At 44.9% G+C, this 23,829-nt stretch carries 26 protein-coding genes; 13 read left to right on the top strand and 13 right to left on the bottom strand.

All coding sequences use genetic code 11. The features are described 5' to 3' along the window. Positions 1-14: 14 nt before the first annotated feature. From NDI42_RS07605 to NDI42_RS07595, 3 genes are all read right to left on the bottom strand, one after another. The gene (locus NDI42_RS07605; RefSeq protein WP_199311020.1) at positions 15-1,307 is read right to left on the bottom strand and encodes a hypothetical protein; all 1,293 of its coding nucleotides are present in this window, start codon (positions 1,305-1,307) and stop codon (positions 15-17) included. Between the two features lie 213 nt (positions 1,308-1,520). After that, positions 1,521-2,492, bottom strand: coding sequence for a M48 family metallopeptidase (locus NDI42_RS07600; protein WP_190452298.1), 972 nt, complete (start codon positions 2,490-2,492; stop codon positions 1,521-1,523). A gap of 198 nt (positions 2,493-2,690) precedes the next feature. Further along, positions 2,691-3,014, bottom strand: coding sequence for a (2Fe-2S) ferredoxin domain-containing protein (locus NDI42_RS07595; protein WP_190452338.1), 324 nt, complete (start codon positions 3,012-3,014; stop codon positions 2,691-2,693). A 143-nt stretch (positions 3,015-3,157) separates the two neighbouring features. Here NDI42_RS07595 and arsM point away from each other — a divergent pair, with 143 nt between their 5' ends. The 6 genes from arsM (at position 3,158) to NDI42_RS07565 (ending at position 7,483) form a co-directional block, all read left to right on the top strand. Next, on the top strand, positions 3,158-4,126 hold the full coding sequence (gene arsM, locus NDI42_RS07590) for an arsenosugar biosynthesis arsenite methyltransferase ArsM (protein ID WP_190452296.1): 969 nt from the start codon (positions 3,158-3,160) through the stop codon (positions 4,124-4,126). A 177-nt stretch (positions 4,127-4,303) separates the two neighbouring features. After that, a complete protein-coding gene (locus NDI42_RS07585; RefSeq protein WP_190452294.1) occupies positions 4,304-4,627 on the top strand; it encodes an ArsR/SmtB family transcription factor in 324 nt (107 codons plus the stop codon). A 122-nt stretch (positions 4,628-4,749) separates the two neighbouring features. Continuing rightward, positions 4,750-5,802, top strand: a complete 1,053-nt coding sequence (locus NDI42_RS07580) for a PstS family phosphate ABC transporter substrate-binding protein (RefSeq protein ID WP_190452293.1) — start codon at positions 4,750-4,752, stop codon at positions 5,800-5,802. Between the two features lie 59 nt (positions 5,803-5,861). Further along, a complete protein-coding gene (locus NDI42_RS07575) occupies positions 5,862-6,575 on the top strand; it encodes an MIP family channel protein (protein WP_190452290.1) in 714 nt (237 codons plus the stop codon). A 13-nt stretch (positions 6,576-6,588) separates the two neighbouring features. Next, on the top strand, positions 6,589-7,002 hold the full coding sequence (arsC, locus tag NDI42_RS07570) for an arsenate reductase, glutathione/glutaredoxin type (RefSeq protein WP_190452289.1): 414 nt from the start codon (positions 6,589-6,591) through the stop codon (positions 7,000-7,002). A 7-nt stretch (positions 7,003-7,009) separates the two neighbouring features. Next, the gene (locus tag NDI42_RS07565) at positions 7,010-7,483 is read left to right on the top strand and encodes a phosphatase domain-containing putative toxin (RefSeq protein WP_190452287.1); all 474 of its coding nucleotides are present in this window, start codon (positions 7,010-7,012) and stop codon (positions 7,481-7,483) included. Between the two features lie 68 nt (positions 7,484-7,551). On the opposite strand, the gene NDI42_RS07560 is transcribed toward NDI42_RS07565, so the two are convergent. Next, entirely contained in the window at positions 7,552-7,875 is a 324-nt protein-coding gene (locus NDI42_RS07560) for a YnfA family protein (protein ID WP_190452285.1), read from the bottom strand. Between the two features lie 178 nt (positions 7,876-8,053). Between NDI42_RS07560 and arsH the strand changes: the two genes are divergently transcribed. The 3 genes from arsH (at position 8,054) to NDI42_RS07545 (ending at position 10,502) form a co-directional block, all read left to right on the top strand. Further along, complete coding sequence (gene arsH, locus NDI42_RS07555; RefSeq protein WP_190452283.1) at positions 8,054-8,680, top strand: arsenical resistance protein ArsH; 627 nt, start codon at positions 8,054-8,056, stop codon at positions 8,678-8,680. A gap of 147 nt (positions 8,681-8,827) precedes the next feature. After that, positions 8,828-9,829: an arsenosugar biosynthesis radical SAM (seleno)protein ArsS gene (arsS, locus tag NDI42_RS07550; RefSeq protein ID WP_190452275.1), complete on the top strand. Its 1,002-nt coding sequence runs from the start codon at positions 8,828-8,830 to the stop codon at positions 9,827-9,829. Beyond that, positions 9,798-10,502: a TVP38/TMEM64 family protein gene (locus NDI42_RS07545; protein WP_206755902.1), complete on the top strand. Its 705-nt coding sequence runs from the start codon at positions 9,798-9,800 to the stop codon at positions 10,500-10,502. The genes arsS and NDI42_RS07545 overlap by 32 nt, the downstream gene beginning before the upstream one ends. 338 nt (positions 10,503-10,840) lie before the next feature. Here NDI42_RS07545 and NDI42_RS07540 read toward each other — a convergent pair whose 3' ends face one another. The 3 genes from NDI42_RS07540 to NDI42_RS07530 all read right to left on the bottom strand — a co-directional run bounded on the left by NDI42_RS07540 (position 10,841) and on the right by NDI42_RS07530 (position 13,819). Further along, positions 10,841-11,902, bottom strand: a complete 1,062-nt coding sequence (locus tag NDI42_RS07540) for an NF038130 family PEP-CTERM protein (protein WP_190452272.1) — start codon at positions 11,900-11,902, stop codon at positions 10,841-10,843. Positions 11,903-12,256: 354 nt separating this feature from the next. Then, a complete protein-coding gene (locus NDI42_RS07535) occupies positions 12,257-13,426 on the bottom strand; it encodes an LL-diaminopimelate aminotransferase (RefSeq protein WP_190452271.1) in 1,170 nt (389 codons plus the stop codon). 66 nt (positions 13,427-13,492) lie between these two features. Next, positions 13,493-13,819 carry a thioredoxin family protein gene (locus tag NDI42_RS07530; protein ID WP_190452270.1) on the bottom strand — a complete coding sequence of 109 codons (327 nt, stop codon included), beginning with the start codon at positions 13,817-13,819 and terminating at the stop codon, positions 13,493-13,495. A 340-nt stretch (positions 13,820-14,159) separates the two neighbouring features. Here NDI42_RS07530 and NDI42_RS07525 point away from each other — a divergent pair, with 340 nt between their 5' ends. Further along, positions 14,160-14,987 carry a hypothetical protein gene (locus tag NDI42_RS07525; RefSeq protein WP_206755901.1) on the top strand — a complete coding sequence of 276 codons (828 nt, stop codon included), beginning with the start codon at positions 14,160-14,162 and terminating at the stop codon, positions 14,985-14,987. Between the two features lie 190 nt (positions 14,988-15,177). On the opposite strand, the gene NDI42_RS07520 is transcribed toward NDI42_RS07525, so the two are convergent. The 3 genes from NDI42_RS07520 to NDI42_RS07510 form a co-directional block, all read right to left on the bottom strand. Then, positions 15,178-15,954 (bottom strand): PspA/IM30 family protein, encoded by a 777-nt coding sequence (locus tag NDI42_RS07520; RefSeq protein ID WP_190452268.1) that lies wholly within the window; start codon positions 15,952-15,954, stop codon positions 15,178-15,180. A 246-nt stretch (positions 15,955-16,200) separates the two neighbouring features. Further along, the gene (locus NDI42_RS07515; RefSeq protein WP_190452267.1) at positions 16,201-16,959 is read right to left on the bottom strand and encodes a PspA/IM30 family protein; all 759 of its coding nucleotides are present in this window, start codon (positions 16,957-16,959) and stop codon (positions 16,201-16,203) included. 142 nt (positions 16,960-17,101) lie between these two features. After that, on the bottom strand, positions 17,102-18,403 hold the full coding sequence (locus NDI42_RS07510) for a hypothetical protein (RefSeq protein ID WP_190452266.1): 1,302 nt from the start codon (positions 18,401-18,403) through the stop codon (positions 17,102-17,104). A 161-nt stretch (positions 18,404-18,564) separates the two neighbouring features. Here NDI42_RS07510 and NDI42_RS07505 point away from each other — a divergent pair, with 161 nt between their 5' ends. Both NDI42_RS07505 and NDI42_RS07500 read left to right on the top strand, forming a co-directional pair. Continuing rightward, on the top strand, positions 18,565-19,134 hold the full coding sequence (locus tag NDI42_RS07505) for a DciA family protein (protein WP_190452264.1): 570 nt from the start codon (positions 18,565-18,567) through the stop codon (positions 19,132-19,134). Positions 19,135-19,691: 557 nt separating this feature from the next. Next, positions 19,692-20,006, top strand: a complete 315-nt coding sequence (locus tag NDI42_RS07500) for a hypothetical protein (RefSeq protein WP_190452262.1) — start codon at positions 19,692-19,694, stop codon at positions 20,004-20,006. Between the two features lie 198 nt (positions 20,007-20,204). Here the strand turns inward: NDI42_RS07500 and menB are convergent, their stop codons facing one another. After that, positions 20,205-21,038 carry a 1,4-dihydroxy-2-naphthoyl-CoA synthase gene (menB, locus tag NDI42_RS07495; RefSeq protein WP_190423705.1) on the bottom strand — a complete coding sequence of 278 codons (834 nt, stop codon included), beginning with the start codon at positions 21,036-21,038 and terminating at the stop codon, positions 20,205-20,207. Positions 21,039-21,188: 150 nt separating this feature from the next. Beyond that, a complete protein-coding gene (gene sds / locus NDI42_RS07490; RefSeq protein ID WP_190452260.1) occupies positions 21,189-22,160 on the bottom strand; it encodes a solanesyl diphosphate synthase in 972 nt (323 codons plus the stop codon). A 598-nt stretch (positions 22,161-22,758) separates the two neighbouring features. Here sds and NDI42_RS07485 point away from each other — a divergent pair. Beyond that, positions 22,759-22,887: a hypothetical protein gene (locus NDI42_RS07485; protein ID WP_277873836.1), complete on the top strand. Its 129-nt coding sequence runs from the start codon at positions 22,759-22,761 to the stop codon at positions 22,885-22,887. 63 nt (positions 22,888-22,950) lie between these two features. On the opposite strand, the gene murI is transcribed toward NDI42_RS07485, so the two are convergent. Continuing rightward, positions 22,951-23,814 carry a glutamate racemase gene (murI, locus tag NDI42_RS07480; protein WP_190452258.1) on the bottom strand — a complete coding sequence of 288 codons (864 nt, stop codon included), beginning with the start codon at positions 23,812-23,814 and terminating at the stop codon, positions 22,951-22,953. Positions 23,815-23,829 lie beyond the last annotated feature (15 nt).

Genomic DNA, 23,829 nt, shown 5'->3' with positions numbered 1-23,829 from the left:
TCTAAATTTTAAATTTATTCATCCGTTATTGGAGGCTCTGCGATCGCTTCATTCGCTGCTTCTAGCTCGTCATTCATTTTCAATTGAGAAAAAACCCGGTATACCTCCACAGGTTTATCCGACTGATATTCTTTTCTATGTTCTTGCATTTTTATTAAATTGTATTGCACATTTTCTCCATAAATCGCAAATGTTATATTGAATATCTCAAAAAAACTAATTACCCACTTGCAATCTTCTTCTGGATAGTGCATATAATACTGAATTAATTCAGCAATGCAAGTTTCCAAATGGGTGCGAGAATTTTTTGATATTAAAATAACTTTTAATAATACAATCACTAGAGTCAAGGGATTCCCCTGAGACATCAACAAACCAAATAGCGGCGATGGTTCTTGATGATTTTCAGTTGTTAAATACTCGATAACCCGATTACAGGTTCGGAGCATTATCGCATCATTTAAGGAATTCTCGTTATGACTATTATATAATTTGTCTAATTTTTCAGATAATTTGGTTCTCAGAACTTCGACAAAATTTGGGTTTTGTACTGAAAAGATTAAGTATTTTTTTAAGCTTTGCTTAAAATCTTGATAGGGAAGTTCTTTTGTCTGTTGTTTAAAAATATTGGCCAGATTTTCATAACTGAATGGCCCTCTTTTGGCTACAATTGCCTTGATAAGACGCAGAACCTCATCTCCTAAGCCAGTCGGGTTTTTCGGCAATTGTTCTCTACCTACCGCCGATTGCGATCGCGCAGTATACATCGCCAGATCAAACTTAAACTTGTCTTTTAGTTCTTGCGATAGCACTCTCGCAGCTTCCCGCTGTTCTACGGGGTTTTTGAGATCGGCATACTGAGGTACTAATAAATAAGAAGTATAACGCTGGCTCCAGTGTGAGTTGTCACTATCTTCGTATCTTGCAGCAAATAACTTTAACTCTTGATAGTCTTTGCTTTTAATAAAATTTGCTAGCCAAAGTCTCAGTCTACTTAAATTATGAGACAGAGTTTTTTTGCTAATTAGCAAATTATCAAATGAATGAATTAACTCTTTTATAGAGCTATAGTTTCTGGTTGTCTCCCAATTATTAATGAGAATATAACAAGACCGCTTCAGCGTATTTCTAAACTCCTCCTCGTTATTAGAAAATATAATTTCTGACAGCGATTTTATTGCTGTAGCATTAATAGGATTAGTATCATAATAAATAAATAATCGCTTAAATTCCAGCAAAACATCTTCTGGAGGCCAGTGCTGAACAATCTCCAATAAGAAGCGATATATCATGTCTTGACTAGGCAAAATTTCGCGCTCTGACTGATTAGAGTTGACGCGAGCCTTAGTTTGATACCCATCTGATAGAAGATCCCCGATCATTCCAGCACTTTAGGACTATTGAGTCCTTCCTTAGAGTATGAAAAGAGAAAGTAAATAGCACCCGTCGTCACAGAGTAATTGCAGTTTATCCTATTTGCTCTGGCTGCAATAGCCAGATTTGAAAAGAATTTTCAACTGCTAGGGATCTTGCGATCGCGACCTAAAGCGGTTAATTTCAGCTTGTAATTCCTCAAGTTGACGCCGCAGTGCTTCCACGTCATCAACTGGTGCTTCCGAGGGAACATTCACCGCTCCCGACGCTCCTTTACGCTGGTAATTTCCCCTACGAATTTGGCCATACTCCTCGGATGTTGCCCAATTTCGCAAGTGGTAGACACGTTCAACTGTAAATGGGTGGGTAACAAACCAGCCTTGACCTCCGTTATAAAGTAAAAATTTGTACACTTGATTTAGTCCATCTTGATCAAGTTCTTGATACCTCTCTGATTGGCGAATAAATTCATCTAAGCTTGCTTCATTCACATAACGCATACTCCCACCTGAGAGTTTCATCATTTTGTTCATTACTGGATTAAGGTCATCTATTACTAAAAGAGCTGCCCTATCTGCTGATAACTCAGCTTTTCGGCTCCATTCATAAAACGCCAAAATCAAACCACTGCTTAGCAAATTGCTAAATCCAAATGTCGCATTACCTATATAGTTAATGGTTCGCAGCGCCCAAACTGCCATTTGAGTTAAAGTCGTATGGCCGCATTTAAGATGTCCTAATTCATGAGCAATTACTGCTCGAATTTCTACTTCGTTTAGCAGGTCTAAAAGACCTGAATTTAAGATAATAAAAGGGCGTTCTTCTCCAATTGCTCCAGCGTTAGCCTCTGGAGTTTGAGAGATGAACAACAATGGCTCTGGGTAAATGTCCAAATCGCGTACACATTCCCGAAATATCCCGTAAATGGTGGAATACTGGCGCGGGCCCACCTGAATGCTATTCCCCATCTGATAGACAAACTGGGGACGCTCAGAGAAAAATTCGACAAACTTGCGAGCCGCAAGGTCAAATCCAGGTACGCTGCGTAAAGTTTCCTCGGCTTGTCGGTCGAGGGGGTGTCTAAATGCTTCGCTGGAAATTCCGGTATAAGTAGGCATACTAATCAACTCTTATACAGCATTCTACTGAAACTATGAAAGCTTACCAAGAAAGTAATCAGGTTTTGATCTACATTACATTTAAGTGGGATTACGGATGTAACCAAACAGCCCCAGAAATATCTTTAGAAGCAAACAACCAGTTAACCCCTGAAAAAAAATCATAGTCAGAAGTTACTATATGTAGCATAAATAACCTTAAAAAGTTATTTTTATATGAATCCTGGGGTTAAGCTTGGCTTCTATCGGTTGGCCCCCTTTTAAATGTTGTTCAATAATAGCCGCTACATCCTGGGGTTGAACTCGGCAGTACCAAGTTTCTTCCGGGACTATCCGCACCGTAGGGCCACAGCTACACTGTCCTTGGCAACCGCTCCCCTTTACCGTAACTCCTGGTACTTCCTGAGCCTCAAAAGCGGCTAACACTTCGGCGGAGCCATGTGCTAGACATGAGCGGTACTGGCAAACAAATAGGCAACGCTGCTGTTGTTCTAAAGAATTTTCTGGTGTAATATTTTCCAATTTCCCCTGTCCGCTCTTGTGTCCCGAATGATTATTGATCCATATTAACTTCACCCTACTCGTTCAGTAGGGACAGGTTTTGCTAGTGTTTGAAAGGAGTCTAGCGTCTTTCTCTTGCAATTGCTAGAAAAGGGAACATTTTAATGAGCTATCTTGAAACCGCTGCTGAATTTTACGGCGAAGTGGCACAGACACCAGAAGTTGGTTTATGCTGCGTTCAAAGCAGTCCGCTACAATTACCAGGACTGAAAATTCCGCCCCAGATGCAGGAGATGAATTATGGCTGCGGCACTACTGTCCATGCGGCGGAACTGGCTAACTCTCCGAGTGTGCTATATGTGGGTGTTGGCGGTGGCTTGGAAGCGCTGCAATTTGCCTATTTTTCTCGACGAGTTGGTGGGGTAATTGCCGTCGATCCAGTAGCAAAAATGCGCGAAGCTGCTGCTAGGAACTTGAGAATGGCTTCTGCCCAAAACGCCTGGTTTGACCTCAGTTTTGTAGAGATTCGGGAAGGCGACGCTTTCGCCTTACCAGTACCAGATGCCTCTGTGGATGTAGTTGCCCAAAATTGTCTTTTTAATATCTTTGAACCCGCTGACTTGAATAAGGCGCTTCAAGAAGCTTATCGGGTATTAAAACCGGGTGGCAGGCTGCTAATGAGCGACCCCATTGCTACTCGTCCGATTCCATCCCATCTTCAGAAAGATGAAAGGTTACGGGCAATGTGTTTGTCTGGTGCTATGACTTACGAACAGTATACTCAGCAACTAATTGATGCTGGGTTTGGTCAGGTGGAAATTCGCGCCCGTCGTCCATATCGGCTGCTGGATTCTGCTACCTACGGTTTGCAGGAACCTTTGCTTTTGGAAAGTTTAGATTCTGTCTCTTTTAAAGTCCAAATCCCTGAAGATGGTGCCTGTATTTTTACAGGAAAAACAGCAATTTATGCTGGTTCTGAAGAGTTTTTTGATGACTCGAATGGGCATATACTTCAGCGTGGCATTCCAGCAGCAGTGTGCGATAAAACGGCGGTAAAACTGGGAGGATTAATGCCAAATGAAGTATTAATTACTGATTCAACTTGGCACTATACTGGCGGCGGTTGCTGTTGATATAGGCTGCAAACATATTCCGAATCCCTCCCTAGGCCGGTTGGTTAACGGGGAGGAAGCTTTCTTCTCTCGTTAGCCGGCGTAAGCTGGGTAACAAAGCTTGGGAGGCGATCGCTTCCGTTTTAGAAAGTTGGTGCAAGGTTTAGGATAGCTAAAGAGTCGTTTCAACAAAACTTGATGGTTAACTTAAAGGCGATCGCACCAGCTTCCATTTCTTCTAGTTTTCATGCTCTGTCTGACCCTCTGCGGCTTCAAGTCATAGATTTGCTGCGATCGCAAGAGCTATGTGTGTGCGAACTTTGCGAGAAATTAGGGGTTACGCAGTCTAAACTCTCTTTTCACCTGAAAACACTCAAAGAAGCCGAACTCGTGCGATCGCGTCAAGAAGGGCGCTGGATTTACTACAGTCTGAACCTCCCCCAATTTGTCCTCTTGGAGCAGTACCTCGCCGAGTACCGTACAAAAGCTGTGATGTTGCCTGCTCGCTCCTGCCCTGACTAGCCTTCACCCATCAACTTTTTTAATAAGGATATTGTCTCTAATGCCTTCCCTACTACTTGACAAATCAATTTTTTTTGAAATGATATAGATATACCCCTAAAATATGTAATCGGGGGAGGGCAATGGACACAACAGCAAAGGGTTCGGCTATCCGGCTAGGTATTCTTGCTTTGACAGCTAGTATCGCAGCGACACTAAACTCATGTACTTCAGCCCCATCCACGCAACAAAATCAGAGCAGTGCTTCTAGCAACGGAGCAGTTAAAATTGATGGTTCTAGCACGGTTTTTCCGATTACGGAGGCAGTAGCCAAAGAATATAAATTAAATAAAAATGGCAACAGCGAAATACAAGTCGCCTTTTCCGGAACCAGCGCTGGATTTAAAAAGTTCTGTGCTGGCGAAACAGACATCAGCAACGCCTCGCGCCCCATCCTCACCGATGAGGTAGAAGCTTGCCGTCAAGCTGGCGTGCGTTACATAGAAATACCTGTAGCCTATGATGCCCTCACCGTCGCGGTTCATCCCCAAAATGATTGGGCAAAAGACATTACGATTGCAGAGTTGAAAAAGATATGGGAACCAGCAGCCCAAGGAAAAATTACCAGTTGGAATCAAGTTCGGTCTTCTTGGCCTAACAAACCGCTTAAACTTTATGGTGCAGGTGGCGAATCTGGTACGTTTGACTACTTTACAGAAGCAACAGTCGGTAAAGCCAGAGCCAGCCGCACTGACTATACAGCCAGTGAAGATGATAACTTTCTAGTGCGAGGAGTTGGCACAGATCCAAACGCTTTGGGTTACTTTGGATACGCTTACTACGAAGCTAACCAAAATAGATTGAAAGCTTTAGCGGTTAACAGTGGCAATGGAGCAGTGCTTCCTGCACGTCAGGCTGTAGAAAATGCTCAGTATCAACCCCTTTCTCGACCGCTTTTAATCTACGTAAATGCAAAATATGCTCAAAACAAACCGGAAGTCCGAGCTTTTGTAGAATTCTACCTGAAAAATGCGAACCGATTGGTTAACACTGTAGGCTACATACCTTTACCTGAAGAAGGTTATCACATCGCCTTTGTCCACTTTGAAAGAGGAAAAGTAGGGACGGTATTTGCTGGAGAGCAGAAGCTAAATCTGACAATTGGTGAGTTGTTACGCCAAGAAGCAAAGTTTTAATTTTAAGACATAGGTAATAGGTCAATTACCTATTACCTATTACCTATCCCCCATTGAGAATGGCTTTGAAATCAAATTCAAAAATTTTTTTGTGGAAATTAGTTTCCCATTGCTGGCGAGAGACGATGGCGGAAGGCATTGGCACTTTTGTTTTAGTCTTTGCTGGGACTGGCGCTGTGATGGTCAATCAAATTAGTAATGGGGCTATTACTCATCTCGGTATCAGCTTTGTATTTGGGGCAGTTGTTGCCGCTTTAATTTATACGCTGGGACACATTAGCGGCGCTCATTTTAACCCGGCAGTGACGCTAGCTTTTTGGACAAGTGGCTTTTTTCCCAAGCGGCGAGTGCTGCCTTATATTTTGGCGCAGTCATTGGGAGCAGTTATCGCCTCAGCTTTACTGTTAATAGCTTTGGGGCGCGTAGCTAATTTGGGCGCAACTGTGCCACTAGAAGGGAATTGGCTGCAATCTCTAGTGCTGGAAACGGTTCTCACCTTTATTTTAATGTTTGTGATTTTTGGTTCTGGTCTCGATCGCCGCGCCCCGATTGGCTTTGCGGGGTTAGCAATTGGCTTGACGGTGGGGTTAGAGGCGGCGTTTATGGGGCCAATTACCGGAGCGAGTATGAATCCTGTAAGGTCATTTGGCCCTGCTTTAGTGGGCGGAATATGGCAGCACCATTGGGTTTATTGGGTGGCACCGATTTTAGGGGCGCAATTAGCGGTGCTAGTGTACAGACAACTTTCCAACGGATTTCGAGATATTCAGTAAGCGAGGAAACGAAATGAAACGTGTCATGTTTGTGTGCAAGAAAAATTCTGCCCGTTCCCAAATGGCGGAAGGCTTTGCAAAAACGCTGGGTAAGGGAAAAATTGAAGTGATTAGCTCTGGATTAGAAGCCTCTCAGGTGAGACCGGAAGCGATCGCTACCATGAAAGAAATCGGCATTGACATTACCAATCAAGACTCGAAACCTCTTAGCGACTTCAAGGCTGAAGACTTTGATGTGGTAATTTCCCTGTGCGGTTGTGGAGTTAATCTGCCGACAGATTGGGTACTTCGGGAAGTCTTTGAAGATTGGCAGCTTGACGATCCGGCTGAACAGCCTGAAATTTTCCCCAGAGTGCGCGATCAGATAAAAGAACGGGTGACTCAACTCATTGAATCGCTTAAAGAAGAAGCGACACCTGTTGGATAAGGTTCTAATGACAAACCAAACACCGATAGAGCAACCAATCCAACCGATTGCAGAGAATTTGTGGTGGGTGATTCCAGGCAAACTCGCAGGTGTTCGTAAGCCAATGCCAGAGGAACTGAACGAACTACAGGCTGCGGGTGTTGGCGCGATTGTCTCTGTTATGGATGACCCCTCCAACCTAGATTTGTATCACCAGGCAAACATCCCTCACCTCTGGTTGCCAACCAAAGGCGGTACTCAACCCAGTCGGGAACAGGTTGAAGAATTATACAACTTTGTTGACAGTCAAAATCGCCAAGGCAACGCTGTTGCAGTGCATTGCACCAGTGGCAGACGACGGACGGGAACGATGCTAGCTTCTTACCTGATTTGCACTGGCGTATCTTATAACGATGCAATGCAGACAATTGAGAGTGCGAACTCCGAAGTCGAACTGCGAGCAGCCCAAAGCACCTTTTTGCGAGAGTTGGCAGGAAGATAAATAAGCCAATTGACATACGGGACGGTGGAGGATTGTGCAGTAAAGGTTTGGATGCAGACGGAGGTTCATTAGCGATGAGGGCTGAACAAGATTACAACCGCTCCGATGAGGGAGATCGTAACGCCAAGTAAGTCCCACTTATCGGGTTTAACCCCCTCAGCCAACCATAACCAAAACAGAGATAAGAGGATGTAGAAACCACTGTAGGCAGCGTATACTCTTCCAGCATTTGAAGCATCTACTTTGGTTAGAGCAACAGCATAGATGATCAGAGCGAAGATACCTGGAACAGTCCACAAGATACTCTTTCCTAGTCGTAACCATGCCCAAAAGGTGTAACACCCGGAGATTTCTCCTAGAGCTGCAAGTAGAAAGAAGCCAAACGCTTGCATTTTTAATAATTACTAAGAGGTCAAAATAGACATACTATATCAAGTCCGTCTAATTATCAATAATAAAAACCTGTCCGCTTAAGTTCTAATTATAGCTATTCAACCGGACATGATATTACATCTAGAAGTCATGATCTATTCGTTAGTTGAATTCCTAAACTAGAGGTTACTAATTTCCATGAAAACTTTCGATCATCCACCTAGAATTTTATTCTTGTATGGCTCTTTAAGAGAGCGCTCTTATAGCCGTTTATTAGCAGAAGAAGCCGCCAGAATCATCGAAGGTTTCGGTGCAGAAACCAAATTTTTTGACCCGCGTGAATTGCCGATTCACGGCAGCGTAGAAGCTGACCATCCGAAGGTTCAAGAATTGCGGAATTTAAGCTTGTGGTCTGAGGGTCAAGTTTGGTCTAGTCCAGAGATGCACGGGAATATTACAGGCATCCTGAAAAACCAAATTGACTGGATTCCTCTAACTTTAGGGGCAGTGAGACCAACTCAAGGCAGAACTTTGGCAGTCATGCAGGTAAGCGGCGGTTCTCAGTCGTTTAACGCCGTCAATACCATGCGAATCTTGGGACGCTGGATGCGGATGTTTACCATCCCGAATCAGTCTTCAGTTGCAAAAGCGTACAACGAGTTTAACGAAGACGGGACGATGAAGGATTCACCTTATCGCGATCGCGTTATCGACGTAATGGAAGAACTTTACAAGTTTACGCTGCTACTCAGAGATCAAGTAGACCACCTCACCGACCGCTACAGCGAACGCAAGGAAAAAGAAGCCAAGCTGCTTCAGATGTAATTTCATACCACAGCTAGAGGTCAACAAGTCTAGCTGTGAAATACTGTTTCTCGAAGCCCGTAATCTCAAAGATTACGGGTTTTTTAACTACTCAGCTACAAGATGGAACGATATGATCGGGAGAGAACCATAAATTTTTGTTAAGAAATGCTCCAGATTCAATCAAATCAACCAAAAATAACCCAATTTAAAGAAAAAATCGGACTTCCTCTAAGTAAAAGCAAAATCAGTGTTTTGCAAATCAATTTAGGAAAGCGCTGCAATCTTGCCTGTACTCATTGCCATGTGGAAGCAGGGCCAAAACGCACAGAAGAACTTACCCCAGAAGTTTGCAATCAACTGATTGAAGTAATATATAAATTTCCCGAACTCAAAATAGTAGACTTGACGGGCGGCGCACCGGAAATGAATTATGGTTTCAAGCCATTGGTAGAAGCAGCCAGGGAAAATAGTAAACAAGTAATTGTCAGGTCTAACCTCACTATTTACTTTGAACCGGGTTTTAAAGATATCCCTGAATACTGTGCCAAACATCAAACAAGAATAGTTGCTTCTCTGCCCTGTTATCTGGAAGATAATGTTGATAAAATGCGCGGAAATGGGGTTTATGACGCTTCAATTCGGGCGCTGCAATGGCTGAATAAGTTGGGTTATGCCCAAGACCCAAATTTAATCCTAGATTTGGTGTTTAACCCGCAAGTACCGCATACAGAAAAATTTTCTCTAACTCCTAATCAGAGTAAGCTGCAACAAGATTACAAAGATTTTTTGAAAGAACATTTTGAGGTTGAATTTAACAACCTATTTACGATTACGAATTTACCGATAGGTCGAGTGCAGCAGCATTTACAACGTAAGCAGCTATATACTCCCTATTTGCAGTTTCTAGAGGCTCATTTCAATGGCGATACAGTTGAAAATTTAATGTGTCGAAATGAACTTTCAATCGACTATCTGGGCAATATTTATGATTGCGACTTTAACCAGATGACAAATATTCCAGCAAAAACTCGCACAGGTGAAACGCTGACAGTGGCTAAGTTACTGGAAGCTGGAAGGTTAGACTTAATAGACGAGGTACAGACGGCACAGTATTGTTACGGTTGTACGGCTGGGAGTGGTTCTAGTTGCGGCGGTGCTTTGGTGTGAAATGATAAATCGGTCGCCAGTCAAATTGCTCAAAAATCCACGATTTTGGATGGCGATCGCGCTGCTATTTTTCCTGCTGCTATGTATCTTTAGCCCGCTGAAAGTTTTGTTCGATCCCATTGTTCTCACTCAGCAGATAAAAAGTTGGGGGAATTGGGGCATCTTTTTGTTTCTTCTAATTTTCACCGCAGCAACGGCGGTAGGTATACCTGGAATTATGTTTCCGGTTGTTGCTGGTGCCGTTTTTGGGTTAGTTTGGGGAACCTTTTGGTCTACCGTGGGAGCTACACTGGGAGCGATCGCTGCTTTCTGGACTGCCCGTTACCTGTTGCATGACTGGGCAAAACGTCGATTTGGCGAACATCCAGCCTTGATGCGGTTTAATCAAGCGATCGCCCGTCAACCTCTGACTTTTGTGTTAGCGGTGCGTTTTGCGCCAATTTCGCCCTTCACTGTCGTCAATTTTCTTTTTGGACTAACACCGATTAATTGGGTTCCGTATGCAGTCGGTACCTTTTTAGGAATTATCCCTGGAATGATAGCTTACGTCTGGGTGGGAGCCACGGGAGAGTCGGTTTTGCGAGGAGGCGATCGCTTCCCTTTTTTCTTAGCATTGAGTTTCCTCGCCTTACTCTCCTTCCTGCCAATTTTGGCTAGGAAAAAAAATCCTTAACTTTTCATAGAAAACTTCTATATAGCAGCCCTAAATGGTTCGTGAACGCAAGATACCCGACTTCTTTAAGAAGTCGGGTATCTGAAGGACGGGCATCTCACAATCCTATTAGAATTGTTATATGTCTCTGGAAAACAATATATCTGTAGGGCTATACCAAGGTGGCGAAAACAAAACAACCGCGATATATTCCACCCAACTGAGAAACGCTATAGTCCTTGAATGTCAGGCGTGAGCTTTCGTAGATTCGGAGTTGTCGCCTTAGTAAACAACTGAACTACAAAAGCCCTTTAGATTTTTGGCGAAGGTATTGTTTAAAGCAATCGATATCGCAAAAACTAAGCTTTTTTCAACATCTTACGCTTACCAACCAAGAAACCACCCACAGAAATTAAACCTAACATGGCAGAAGGTTCAGGTACAGACTCAGATGGGGGTAGCTGATACGTCCGGTTCCAGCTGTAAATGGCAGTGTGAGATGTAGTGTCGCTAATAGAAGCGTCCGCAGCAAAAGCGCCAGAATCTATTGCTGAGAAGCCGAAAGCATAATCAACCACGCCATTGAAGGTTACTTTGGCAATCTCACTCATTTGGAAGAATTTGCCTTGTTGGACTGACTTTGTGGCTAAAGCGACTATAGCTTGATCCAGAAATATGTTACCTGTGGCGTAACGAGCATCATTTTTTGGCTTTAGATAATTCGGGTTGGAAATTTGCTTCCCAAAAGTAGGGTTAGCTATTGTTTTTCCACCTATACGAATCGTCTTTCTCGTATCTTCAATAGTCTGTCTGGTATCTATATAAAGTCCAGCCCTATCCAAGTGTCCAACCAGGTCAATTTGTAATTTACCAGTTTGGTCATCTAGCGCCACAGCGCCGACGTTAGGATCTCCAGCACTGTACAGACCTTTTGTTTTCAGTGTATCCAGCATCAAATTATATTGATCCGCAGTCGGTGAGGCTGGTAGCAGCGAACCGTAAGCGCCGAGGAAGCCGTCTAGCCAGCCTTTTGCCAATTTCTCATCTTGCCAATCTTCTTGTACGACAGTCTCGACTTTAACTGTGTTTTTTCCTAGATTGGCAGTGAATCCAACTCTTTGAGGGTTTTCACTTCCATACCAAAACTCAACGTTGGTGGCGGCACTGTCATCGGTTAAAGCTTGGGTTGCTTTATTAATGTCATCTCTGGTGATGTCATTTAAAAGTTGTCTTTCAATCCCATTGACAGTTTTATATTGAGTATCTCCAAAAAGGTAGGTCTGAACTTGGGGTTTGTCCTGGTAAGTGCTGAACTGAATATTACTAGGTTTGAGTGTTGTAGCGAAGGCTGGGTTAGATGCGATCGCGCTTACACCTACAACCGAGGCACTAATTAGTAATTTCTCGATTGCCTTTAGCATACGGGTTTGCTTGGAGAATTCCTGGTTGTTCAGTCTTTTGGAAGAACCTATTAACATGACTTGACCTTTTTAAAGTTAACTAAGGTGGGATATAGCCTGTCTGAGGATTCTCACTTTAAATGTGGTTTCCTCACACCGGAGTTGCTCTTGTCTGCATTACTCTCGGCGAGGATTTCTCTCACAGGTCATGTCAATTGTAGAAATTCCCAAAGCTGAATAGGCAAATTTAGCGTGAACTGTTGTCACACCTGAGTAAAGAATTGAACAGGTTTTTACAAGCTATTTACCAGTATTAATACTTGAGTACGTAAACTGGTTTTAACTATAAAATAATGACTATTTATTTACGTGTAATTACTTGCGTAAAAACAACGATGCCCGTTCCACCGCAGTTTGCAAAATTGCTGGATCGTGTACCAAGGCGAAGCGCACATAACCTTCCCCAGATTTCCCAAACCCGGCACCGGGGGAAGCAGCAACACCAGTAGTTTCTACTAGCTGGCTGCAAAATCCGATGGAATCGTTTGCCCAAAGTTGAGGCAACTTAGCCCATACGTACATGGTGGCACCTGGGGTAGGAACCTCCCAGCCAATCCTGTGAAGCGCTTTAACGAAGGTATCCCGACGTTGGCGAAAAGTTTCAACTGCTGCCTTTACACCTTCTTGCGGGCCATTAAGGGCAGCGATCGCGCCATTCAAAATTCCCCCGTATTGGTTAAAATCAATTGCCGCTTTTACCTGACGCAAGGCGCGAATCAGCTGAGCATTTCCAATTGCGTAGCCGATGCGGAAGCCGCCCATATTGTAGGACTTGGACATAGTAAAAAACTCAATCGAGACGCTTTTATCCGGGTCGGCTTGCAAAATTGAGGGAACCGCTACGTCTTCAAATACTAGATCGGCGTAAGGAAAATCGTGAACCAACACGAGATTATGCTGCTGGCAAAAAGCAACTGCTGACTGAAAGAAAGATAAAGGCGCGATCGCAGTCGTAGGATTATGGGGATAGCTGAGTACCATCATCCGTGACTCTTGCAAAACTGGCAGGGGTATTTCTTCAAATACGGGCAAAAATCCATTTTCTGCCCCTATTGGCATCGGATAGATTTGGCCCCCAGCCAAGTACACTCCCCCAGCATGAGAAGGATAGCCAGGGTCAAGCAATAAGGCAAAATCCCCTGGATTCAGTACCGCTAAGGGTAAATGAGCGGTGCCTTCCTGAGAACCAATTAGAGGCAGCACCTCAGTTTCTGGATCAATAGGAATACCGTATTTCTGCGTATACCAGTTAGCGGCGGCTTGACGAAAAGCTTGAGTTCCGTGAAAAAGTAAGTAGCCGTGGGTACTCTGGTCAGATAGAGATTGCGCGATCGCATCGATGATATGAGTCGATGTCGGTAAATCAGAAGAACCCAGCGACAGATCAATTATCTCCTGTCCAGCTGCCCTAGCTTTTGCCTTCGCCCGATCCATATCAGCAAAGACATTTGATTGCAGTGGTTGTAAACGCTTGGCAAACTGCATAGTTAATCCTTTGTCCTTTGCTAATAGCTAATGACTTTTAACAATTAGTCATTAGCTATTAGTCATTTACAAGTGAGTTTCCAGCATACTCATCAATGTCTGTTTCCCAATGGCTCCCTCGTGAGATTCAATTACCTCACTGTCCTTAAACAGCCTGAGAGCTGGCAGACCTTCCACTTTGTACTTTGCCACAGTTTCGGGATTGGGGTCGCTTTCCATTTTCACGACCTTGAGGCGATCGCCATAAGTATCGGCAGCTGCTTGCACTGTTGGCGATACCAGGCGACAAGGGCCGCACCAAGCAGCCCAAAAGTACACCAATACGGGCTGTCCTGCTTTCAGGACTTCCGTTTCAAATTCGGTATCTGTAATAGAAATAATACTGGTGCTCATCGCAACCTACCATCTAACACTATTTTGATTGCACTAACCCATTAGGCAGGTATCAACCCTGCTGCTTGCTGTTTCTACAATAGACCGAATTTTACCCTGAAAAAAGTACAGGCGGTCTTTTCCGGTCTGTAGGAGTTTCGCTTCAGCCAAGGAAAGTACATGGTAGTCCGCTTCTATCGCTCAGGGTAGAGTCATTGCCCCTACATTTATTCTAATTTTTGGATAGTCAAGCTTGTTCAGCGCTGAAAATAGCTGCTTTAAAATTCATTATTAAAACGAGGCAATGTTCTTTCCCAGAGTTTGTTTTACACTCGCCAAGGCGTTTATTTACACATTTCCTGTGACTTTGCTTGCTCTGTTGCCTGATGGGGCAATAGCGGTAAGCTTGTCTGGAGATAGCGATTCGCCCAACACTCCACGCACTGCGATCGCGTTATTCACCGGATTCGGCGAAGACCCTGCTAATCCGCAGACTGGTTTGAATATACTTAATACCCTATTACAGAACCAGTTTGGGGGCAATTCTGCTCGACCCTTCGACAGCAGAGTTTTTACATACGCGCAGTCAAGCGACGCATTAAACTATCTCCAAAGTTTCGATAACCTTAGTTCTATAGGGATAATCGGATACAGCTTAGGCGGAAATGCAGCGTCTGTGTTTGCTAAAAATTTTCCAGCACCCCAGCCAATTAATCTGCTAGTTCAAATTGATTCCGTGGGTATTTCTGATGATAAGGTACCGGACAATGTGAGCAAAGGATTTAATTATTTTCAGCGGAATCCCAGCTATCCCGGCGGCTCTTTAACACAAAAAGTTATAGAAAGGGCAGTAACGCCAGCGGTACAAAAAAATGTTAAGGGTGCCGACAATATAAACGTTGAGGAACTGTTCAACGACCAAAATATCGTTCACCTCGGCATTGATAATGACGTGCGTTTGCATCAACTAATTGCCAACAATGTCAATGATTTTTTAATTAATCCTTTGACTCCTGTTCCTGAAGCCACTTTTGCTTTTAGACAAAGTAGTTTTAGTAACCAAGCTAGTGTTTCAGCCGCCGATGTACCCGAAGCTTCTACTACATTAGGTGTTGTAATGTTTGGTGCCTTCAGTGTTGGTTCATTGCTAAAACGCCAACACCAACAGAAAGATAAGGTTGATAATTAATAATTTTTCATCTGGCTCAACTGCTTGTTGAATATTGATTTCAACTTTTAACAGGTTTGAGCTTTGAGCCGGGAAATAAATTTCCGGCTCTTCTGGTAAGAAACCCTACATTATAAAGCCAAAGTTGGGTAATGCGATCGCATTACCCAACCTACAATCTGACGCTTTTAGTGTCTCATAAAGCCTCAGCTTAGAGGTTATCCAATTGCTTTTTCAGGTCTTCTAACTCGTTATCAACTGCGGCATTAGGTGACGAGGTAGAAGTTGGTTTAGCTGCTGGTAGTGCGCCTCCTGATGCCGTTGCAGGGCCTAAAGACATCTGAGCTTTCAACGCTGCTAATTCATCATCAACGTCATTGCCGGATTCCAGCATGGCAAATTGCTCTTCTAAAGCATTGCCAGTAAGTTCTTGCGCTGACTGGGAACGAGCTTCCAGTTCCAAAACTTTTTCTTCCATGCGCTCAAAGGCTCCCATCGCGGTGCTGGTTCCCAAGCGTCCCACGGTGTTTTGTAGCTGCTCGTTGGCTTTAGCAGCTTGCGCCCGTGCCTTAAGCATATCCTTCTTAGTCTTGGCTTCAGAAATCTTACTTTCTAGAGCAATTAAGTTGCGCTTGAGGGCATCCACCTGAGTCGTTTGCTGATCCAGGCTGGTTTTCAGGGTGCCAGCTGTTTCGGCGTGTGTCTTCTTGCGTACCAGCGCCTCTCTAGCAAGATTCTCATCGCCTTTTTGGATAGCTAGCTGAGCGCGTTGTTGCCAGTTGTTTGCTTCAGTTTGGGCTTGGTTATACTGTTGCTGAGTCCGTTTTTGAGCGGCAATGGATCTGGCAACTGCCTGACGCAACTGCACCAGGTCTTCCTGCATATCGATGATAGACTGCTCCAGAATCTTTTCTGGGTCTTCAGCCTTGCTCACCACGTCGTTTAGGTTGGCTCGGACGACTCGGCTAATGCGATCAAATAATCCCATGACGCTGTTTATCCTCTTGGCGTGTACTAAAGTAGGTATTTTGCAGGCTCTATGGAGTAGAAAAGAGCAAGTTCAATTTAGTAGATCAGTTTTTCCGTTGGTTGTGCTGTCAGCAATTCTTGGTAACACCATTTCCAGTCTAGGGTGGTATGCAAAAATGACTCACACAACCTTTAGGAATTGTTAAAGACCGATCGCTTTTCTTTCTAGTCTAGAAACTTCACAACAAAATCGGTAGCTTCCAGATCAAGAACTTTCCAATTGGGAGCGGATTTTTTGTAATTCAGGATCTAAGCTAGGATCTGGGGTGACGCTTTGAGTAGACGGCAATTGCGGTGTTTGGGTGCCTTGACCAAGTTGAGCTTTCATGGCGGTTAATTCGGTGTCAATTTCACCAGCATCTTCCAGCGTCAGAAATTTCTTTTGCAAATCGTCAGTTCCGAGTTCAGCGATCGCTTCACTTTGTGCTTCTAGTTGCAAAACTTTATCTTCCATGCGCTCGAAGGCGGTCAGGGTACTGGTGGTATTCACGCCGCCGATCATTTCGTTAATTTTCGCACTAGCTTGGGCAGAACGAGCGCGAGCGATGTACATATCTTTTTTGGTTCTGGCTTCGGAGATTTTTGCTTCTAGCGATCGCATATCTTGTTTGAGCCGGTTAACCATCTGGCTTTGCTGGTCTATTTGCTCGCGCATTGCCTCTGCTGTTTCTTGATAGCCTTTGCGCTTGGTCAAAGCTTGTCTGGCTAAGTTCTCGTCGCCTTTAGAGAGTGCTAGTTGGGCGCGATCATACCATTCAGAGGCGGTGTTTTCCGCTTGAGAGTATTGCCGCTCAGTACGTTTTTGAGTAGCGATCGCTTGAGCCACAGCTTGGCGCAGTTGAATCAAATTCTCCTGCATTTCCAAAACCGTTTCTTCCAACACTTTTTCTGGATCTTCCGCTTTTCCAATCAAATTGGTAATGTTGGCTCGAATTACTCGCAGAATGCGGTCGATCAATCCCATCTCAAGTCTCCATTCACGACGCTTGGATTTAGTGTTGGTGGCTCTCCGGTCGGCTACTGAATAATCAAGACATTAGCGATCGCGGACACGTTAGAAACGTTAACTGAATGCTATGTCACCTACAAAGCTTGCCACCTCCAGCTTAAGGCTGATAGACCGATGCAGAAATCCCTTGTTTTTGAAGTTCTGTCACCAATGTTTTAGCCTCAGAATCTTTTTTAAAGGCTCCTAGATAAATTTGGGTTCCTTGGGGTGACATATAGGCATCAGGTACAACTTTCCGCGCCTCCTCAAAGGAGGATGGCCCGTTGTATTTCACTACCACATAGTAGAACCCTTCCGGATTCGGTGGGGCAGGTTCCGTTACCGTTGGGGAAGCGCTTGGTTGTGCCGAGGGAGTTGTGGCAGCAACAGGCGATCGCGCGGGCAATACTGGTAGAGGGGCGGGGGGTCTTACTGGCACTATCGCCCCTGTTCCTGACGGCACATCAGTAGTAGATTCAATAGCAGGAGGATTGGGTAAGGGGGCAATAGGTGGTACCGATACTTGAGGGCTAGGTACTGCCACCTGAGGGGTTCTTGATGATGAACTAGGAGTAGGTTTCAACGTACTCAGTGTGTCCAAATTCAAGTCCTTAAATTCATCCGACGAAAGGTCTGGCCCGTTGGGTTTCCCTGTATCGGTTGCTGGTGAGGCATTTGTTTGGGGAGTCGTTGCTGTCGGACTTTGAGCCACAGTAGGAGTGGATGACTTCCAGAATCGATCTAGTCCCAGAGAACTCAGAGTCGATGGATTTGTCACCACATAGCCCAGCATGGCTGTGGAAAACAGCAAAAGTAACAGGGAACCAACCCCCAAGGGAGTAAGAATATTGTCCAGAAAACTACGTTGTGACCGAGCTGCCGCTTCTTCCTGTGCAAGGCTTCGTAGCAGTTGCTCGGAAGATTCCAGATAGTCATCCGGCTGGATAGTGGTTGCTGCCTGGTCGATAGGTTCCGGCGGTGCTGGCACCTCTGGTGGTGCTGCTTCCGGCGCTCTAGGAATGGGTATATCTGAGGCAGCGGCTAAGTTAAAAGACGGCATTGCTGCGCTATGTGTCTCTATCGGCTCCTTGTGTGTTTGTTCAACTGCCTTGATTTCCTGTGCTGCCAGTGGTGGTTCGCTTGCTGGTATTGCTGGGGTGGAATAAGCCTCTTTTGGAGCTGGGGATGGATTCCTGCCGCCCGTGGCGTTTACGGAAATCATGTCGATGGGTTTGCGAACCTGGTTGTGACCCATGCCACGATTTGGCGGCACGCCCCGCCCTGCCCGTTCGCGCCGATATCTGGATAATTCCTCTTCTAGATGCACGTCGAGACTGCCCAGAGCCGCCTGCAAGGCTGGGTTAATGGACTGGGCTGAAGAGGAGCGACTAGAAGATTCAACCGAATGACCTTGACTCATAGCTGTTGCAACTGACGAATCTTGGAGAGCTGCTTTGCCTATTCATTAGACGCTTTTTTCGGCTTCTAGGCAACCGTAACCGTAATTTGTAGTCTGGCGTTAGTTCGGTACGATCAAACCTGATGGCTGATTATTCTGCCATTTAACTAGGTATTACAACAATGTCTTTTAAATCTCTTAACCATATCTTAGACAGTATCGAAAATCAGGCGGCGTGGCAGGCTCAACAAGAATTTAAGCGTTTGCTCAAGTGTTGGACTGAGGTGGTGGGGGTAGCGGTGGCAGCCCAGACGCGACCAATTTCGATATCGCGGGGAGTGCTATCGGTTGCAACCAGCGGTGCTGCTTGGGCGCAAACTCTTACTTTTGAGCGTCAGCGGATTTTGCAAAAGTTGAATGCTAAGTTGAGCAGCCAGTTGGTGGATATTCGCTTTTCGACAGCTCAATGGCAGAACAAATCTGCCTCTAGCCGCTCTCCCTATGCTGAGGAACAATCTGTGACTTGGCAAGAGCATCCCAGTCGGGTTGAGGGGATGTCTTCGGCAGCACTTTCTGACAAGAAGCCTGAGCTAAAAGAGCCAAAAGCTGCTTTTCAACATTGGGAATCGGTAATGCGGGAGCGATCGCATCTCTCACCTCTTTGTCCCCAGTGTCAGTGTCCCACACCCCCAGGGGAACTCCAGCGCTGGAACGTTTGCGCTCTGTGTGCCGTCCATAAATGGCAACGCTAGTTTTCCCCTACTATGTTTTTTTTGTTTTAAATGTAACTGCTCAGGGTTACTTGGACAGTTACATTTGTTATCTTTAGGTGCTGCTACCGCTTTGTTTACCGTCTCTGTTGCATTCCGCCTACTCCCAAAAGTAAGATAAAAATGAGCGCGATCGCGATCGCACCATTTAACGCCAATGCCTACTTAAACATCTAATGTCTACATTAAGTATTTTTTTTGCAGAATTATTCCCTTCAATTAAACGTTTTTCTGCCCCTATTTGAAATTAAATTAGGTTTTTTCTTAAACGCATACCCTTAACGTTTGTCTTGATCCCCATCAGGTTTCTATTTAAATCAGTATTATTACCTAAATTTTATATTCTGATTGAAGAGCCTATTTATGTATGTTTATGTATGTTTATCACAAGAAAATTAAGAAAATATAAAGCCGTTTTTTGCAGCGGGGATCGTAGAACATAGGCAGGATAATAGATTGCTTGATTCAGGGTTCTTTGACCGTTTATAGGGAATTTTAATATAAGACATAGAAGAAAAAATTCCCTCAAGAGGATTCCCATGAAGACTGTAAATTCTATGACTTCTGCCTGCCGGTATTGTCAATATTACAAGCCGGAGGGACGACGTGGTGGTGTTTGTCAGCAACTTGGGGTACCAGTTCGAGCTAGCTGGATAGCGTGTTCATTAGCGCTAAAAGCCTTTGCTCCTTCATGGGAAAGTTTGGAAGGAATTATGCGCTGGCAAGATGAAAATTTGCGGGTGCAGCAATCAACCTCATCGAAATGCGCGCTCGCTTGTTCTCAGCAACCAAGCGAGGAGCAAGAGAACTCCTCTACTGACCAACAATCAGCAGATGATGTACTGCTTGTGTGACTAAACTGCCAATCGCAAGCTATCCCAAGCAGGATATCTTGATAAATATATATGCCATAAAAAATAAATATTACCTCTCCCAAAAGTCGCACTTTTTTAAACAAAAGTGCGACTTTTGATTTCATAAGTTGGAGGTACTGGTCTCAGTTCATGATTCATTGCTCTTGTAGGGCGAACCATGAACTATGCAATACACTATTAGGGCAACCAAGGGTATTTACGGAAATCAGGCGATCGCTTTTCGAGAAACGCCTGCTTCCCCTCGGCTCCTTCCTCGGTCATGTAATAGAGTAAGGTGGCATTACCAGCAAGTTCTTGCAACCCCGCTTGACCATCGCAGTCAGCATTAAAGGCAGCTTTCAGACAGCGAATCGCAATCGGACTTTTTTCTAAAATTTCACTAGCCCACTGGATACCTTCCGTCTCCAGATGTTCCACTGGCACAACGCAATTTACTAAACCCATTTCCAACGCCTGCTGTGCGCTGTACTGGCGGCAGAGAAACCAAATTTCTCGCGCTTTTTTTTGTCCGACACACCGGGCGAGGTAGCTGGCACCAAATCCACCATCAAAGCTACCGACTTTCGGGCCAGTTTGCCCAAAAATAGCATTATCTGCGGCGATGGTAAGGTCGCAAATCAAGTGCAAAACGTGTCCCCCACCAATAGCGTAACCAGCTACAAGGGCGATTACAACTTTGGGCATCGAACGGATCAGGCGTTGCAAATCGAGGACGTTGAGGCGCGGGATGCCATCATCATCCACATATCCAGCTTGACCCCGCACGCTTTGATCGCCACCAGCACAAAAAGCGTATTTGCCATCTGTGTGAGGGCCAGCCCCGGTAAATAAAACTACGCCGATGCTGGTATCTTCACGGGCATCGCAGAAAGCATCGTAAAGTTCAAAAACAGTTTTGGGGCGAAAGGCGTTGCGCTTGTGGGGGCGATTGATGGTAATTTTGGCGATGCCGTCTGTTTTGTGATATAGGATGTCTTCGTAAGTTTTGGCGGTTTGCCAGTTAGGTTGCATACAGGATATTAGGGACTAGGGACTGGGGACTGGGGACTAGGGAACAAGTTATGAGTTAGGAATTAATAATTCTTCATTCGTAGAGAGAGGAGTTAACCCTTATCTCTACCTCACTCTTATAGTTCCCAGTACAACCACTACAACCAGCCCCTAGTAAAGGCGACTCAACACGTATTCAGCCATATCAATCAGGGCTTGATGGCATTCTGAGGTGGGTAGAGAAGCTAATTGTTGGACGGCGAGTTGAGCATGATGTGAGGCTAATTCGCGCGATCGCTCAATGCCCTTCGCTTCCATTATCAGCGCGATCGCTTCTTCTAAATCCCCATCCTGGGTAAACTCTCGCTCGATTAGCACCTCTAAGTAAGGTTTTTCTTCTAAAGCAAACAATACGGGTGCGGTGAGATTACCACTTTTTAAGTCAGACCCGGCTGGTTTGCCCAACGCTTCTGTCGAGCCTGTGAAGTCAAATATATCATCTACGATCTGGAAAGCCAACCCAAGGTGACGCCCATAGCAATACAAATTATCCGCCACTTCCGGCGACACATCGCTCAAGCAACCAGCAGCCTTGGCACTGTTGGCAATTAACGAGGCTGTTTTATAGTAACTTTTCTCCAGATAAGCCTCAATCGACAAACTCGTGTCAAACCGATTCAGCCCTTGCTGAATTTCTCCTTCTGCCATATCCATAATCACTTCTGAGAGTAGCTTGACCACTTCCAGGTTATCTAGATTTGCCAAGTACCAAGAAGATTGGGCAAATAAGAAATCCCCCGCTAACACAGCTATGCGGTTGCCAAACCGACTGTGAACCGTAGCCACACCCCGTCGTATTTCCGATTCATCTACTACGTCGTCATGTACCAGGCTTGCGGTGTGAATCATCTCTGTAATTTCTGCTAACCTTCGGTGACGTGGCGTGATGTCTTGATCTAGCATCGTAGCCCGTGATATCAGTAGGACAATTGCGGGTCTGACGCGCTTTCCTCCCGCCCCGAATAGATGTTCTGCCGCCGCATAGAGGATGGGATGACGCGCACCAACCAATTTTTTCAAGTTCTCCGTGAGAACACGTAGGTCAGCTTCAACAGGGGCAAAGAGGGTAGTGACTGAGGTCATGGATTAGCCATTCAGGCGTTAGTTACGAAATTTTACATTCTTGTCATTTATTTTAAGCTAATGATCCCGTACAGGGAAGGTTTTATTGGTTAGAAGATGCTGACCAAGGCTTTTTCTGAAATTGTATCGATTTGTAAAGTATATAAAAAAAACGGCTTTAACCACTGAGGATATTGTGTTACTCTAGTATGTAAGGATTTGAATAACTTCATAGACTTACTGAGTAGAAAAATTACAGGTCACGCTTTTGGTGTGTCTGTGATGAGTAGTTATGACGGTTTTTGGTAGGCAGTAGCATTTCTGGCTTCCTGCATAATCTCACAGTGCATTAGCGCTGGGGATAACAGCCGTCAGAAAAATGAAAGACTTGCGAGTAGCTTTCTTTATAGGGAGCTTTGCTAGGTGAAGTACAGTTGAAAATCTTAGATTTTCAACTGTACTTCTAGGGACTGGCATTAATCGATTAAAAATTTTAGGGGTCGGAAACGAATACCCAAAATTTTCATAGGCAGCAATAAGCTCAACCATAGCGTGAGCCAAGTTTGCTATTCAAAAGTTTGTTATAAAAATTCACCATCCTTTAGTTGTTAGTGACGTTATGACGTATAATGATATGCCTTTGATTATTCCCGTTCTAGCTACTGGTTATTTGTTAACAGTGTATCTGCTGTTGATTTTGGCGCAGCGGACTGTTAAGGGTGCAGGAAGAACGAAATCTGCGCCCTAGCGATCGCACTTACGGACAACAAGCTTGTTGTTAGCAGCCTAAATTCGACTGCTAACAGCAAGCTTAGGGTAATTGTCGGTGTAGCATTGCTGGTAAATAAACTTTTTCAACCTCTGGAGTGCAGCCGAGCCACTGTACGGACAGTTTGGCAAACTGTTCGGGACAGCCGCTAACCGCAAATCGAGTTGCCAAAGGAGGGCGAACATTTCTCAATCCCAATAAATCAAGCTCTTGTGAAGCAGCGGAAACTACGTGAACTGCTGGATCGCAAAGGTTAACCGACCTGGGCAGAATTGTCCTAAGAATCGGTGCCAAGTGAGGATAGTGGGTGCAACCGTAAACCAGCGTGTCGATCCGATATTGTAGCAAAGGTGCTAGGTACTCCCGCGCTACCTCCAAAGTATAGGGGTCATAAATGCGGTTTTGCTCAATGAGCGGCACAAACTCTGGGCAACCGACTTGCCAGACACAGACAGTAGCATCAACTTCTAAAATAGCGCGGCGATAGGCATTACTGGCAGCCGTGGCTGGGGTAGCAATCACACCAATCCGTTTACCCAGGCCAACAGCAGCACGCGCTCCAGGCAAGATGACCCCTAAGATTGGTAGGTCGAACTCAGACCGCACTGCCTCCAGCGCCAGAGCGGAACTGGTGTTGCAAGCCATAATCGCCATTTTGACACCCTGATCTACCATCCAGATCAGAATTTCGCGCACAAACTGCAAAATTTCAGCTTGAGAGCGGGTACCGTAGGGCAGTCGAGCCGTATCGCCAAAATAAAGAATCGACTCATTAGGCAGATGTCGGTAGAGTTCTCTCAATACAGTCAGACCACCGACACCGCTATCAAAAACGCCTATTCTGCTTCTTTGTAATATTTCATTGCTTTTTTGTCCATTTATGTGTCCTTCTTGTTTGTTGTTCATTTTCAATCGATCACT

The organism is Funiculus sociatus GB2-C1 (assembly GCF_039962115.1).
In the GTDB taxonomy this organism is placed as follows: domain Bacteria; phylum Cyanobacteriota; class Cyanobacteriia; order Cyanobacteriales; family FACHB-T130; genus Funiculus; species Funiculus sociatus.
This window is presented reverse-complemented; position numbering and strand designations above follow the sequence as displayed.

Bases quoted from the DNA above. Each gene is read 5' to 3' on its own strand.
- NDI42_RS07600 (WP_190452298.1), bottom strand. From the start codon at position 2,492: ATGCCTACTTATACCGGAATTTCCAGCGAAGCATTTAGACACCCCCTC.
- arsM (WP_190452296.1), top strand. From the start codon at position 3,158: ATGAGCTATCTTGAAACCGCTGCTGAATTTTACGGCGAAGTGGCACAG.
- NDI42_RS07585 (WP_190452294.1), top strand. From the start codon at position 4,304: ATGGTTAACTTAAAGGCGATCGCACCAGCTTCCATTTCTTCTAGTTTT.
- NDI42_RS07580 (WP_190452293.1), top strand. From the start codon at position 4,750: ATGGACACAACAGCAAAGGGTTCGGCTATCCGGCTAGGTATTCTTGCT.
- NDI42_RS07575 (WP_190452290.1), top strand. From the start codon at position 5,862: ATGGCTTTGAAATCAAATTCAAAAATTTTTTTGTGGAAATTAGTTTCC.
- arsC (WP_190452289.1), top strand. From the start codon at position 6,589: ATGAAACGTGTCATGTTTGTGTGCAAGAAAAATTCTGCCCGTTCCCAA.
- NDI42_RS07565 (WP_190452287.1), top strand. From the start codon at position 7,010: ATGACAAACCAAACACCGATAGAGCAACCAATCCAACCGATTGCAGAG.
- NDI42_RS07560 (WP_190452285.1), bottom strand. From the start codon at position 7,875: ATGCAAGCGTTTGGCTTCTTTCTACTTGCAGCTCTAGGAGAAATCTCC.
- arsH (WP_190452283.1), top strand. From the start codon at position 8,054: ATGAAAACTTTCGATCATCCACCTAGAATTTTATTCTTGTATGGCTCT.
- arsS (WP_190452275.1), top strand. From the start codon at position 8,828: ATGCTCCAGATTCAATCAAATCAACCAAAAATAACCCAATTTAAAGAA.
- NDI42_RS07540 (WP_190452272.1), bottom strand. From the start codon at position 11,902: ATGCTAAAGGCAATCGAGAAATTACTAATTAGTGCCTCGGTTGTAGGT.
- NDI42_RS07535 (WP_190452271.1), bottom strand. From the start codon at position 13,426: ATGCAGTTTGCCAAGCGTTTACAACCACTGCAATCAAATGTCTTTGCT.
- NDI42_RS07530 (WP_190452270.1), bottom strand. From the start codon at position 13,819: ATGAGCACCAGTATTATTTCTATTACAGATACCGAATTTGAAACGGAA.
- NDI42_RS07520 (WP_190452268.1), bottom strand. From the start codon at position 15,954: ATGGGATTATTTGATCGCATTAGCCGAGTCGTCCGAGCCAACCTAAAC.
- NDI42_RS07515 (WP_190452267.1), bottom strand. From the start codon at position 16,959: ATGGGATTGATCGACCGCATTCTGCGAGTAATTCGAGCCAACATTACC.
- NDI42_RS07510 (WP_190452266.1), bottom strand. From the start codon at position 18,403: ATGAGTCAAGGTCATTCGGTTGAATCTTCTAGTCGCTCCTCTTCAGCC.
- NDI42_RS07505 (WP_190452264.1), top strand. From the start codon at position 18,565: ATGTCTTTTAAATCTCTTAACCATATCTTAGACAGTATCGAAAATCAG.
- NDI42_RS07500 (WP_190452262.1), top strand. From the start codon at position 19,692: ATGAAGACTGTAAATTCTATGACTTCTGCCTGCCGGTATTGTCAATAT.
- menB (WP_190423705.1), bottom strand. From the start codon at position 21,038: ATGCAACCTAACTGGCAAACCGCCAAAACTTACGAAGACATCCTATAT.
- sds (WP_190452260.1), bottom strand. From the start codon at position 22,160: ATGACCTCAGTCACTACCCTCTTTGCCCCTGTTGAAGCTGACCTACGT.
- NDI42_RS07485 (WP_277873836.1), top strand. From the start codon at position 22,759: ATGACGTATAATGATATGCCTTTGATTATTCCCGTTCTAGCTACTGGT.
- murI (WP_190452258.1), bottom strand. From the start codon at position 23,814: ATGAACAACAAACAAGAAGGACACATAAATGGACAAAAAAGCAATGAA.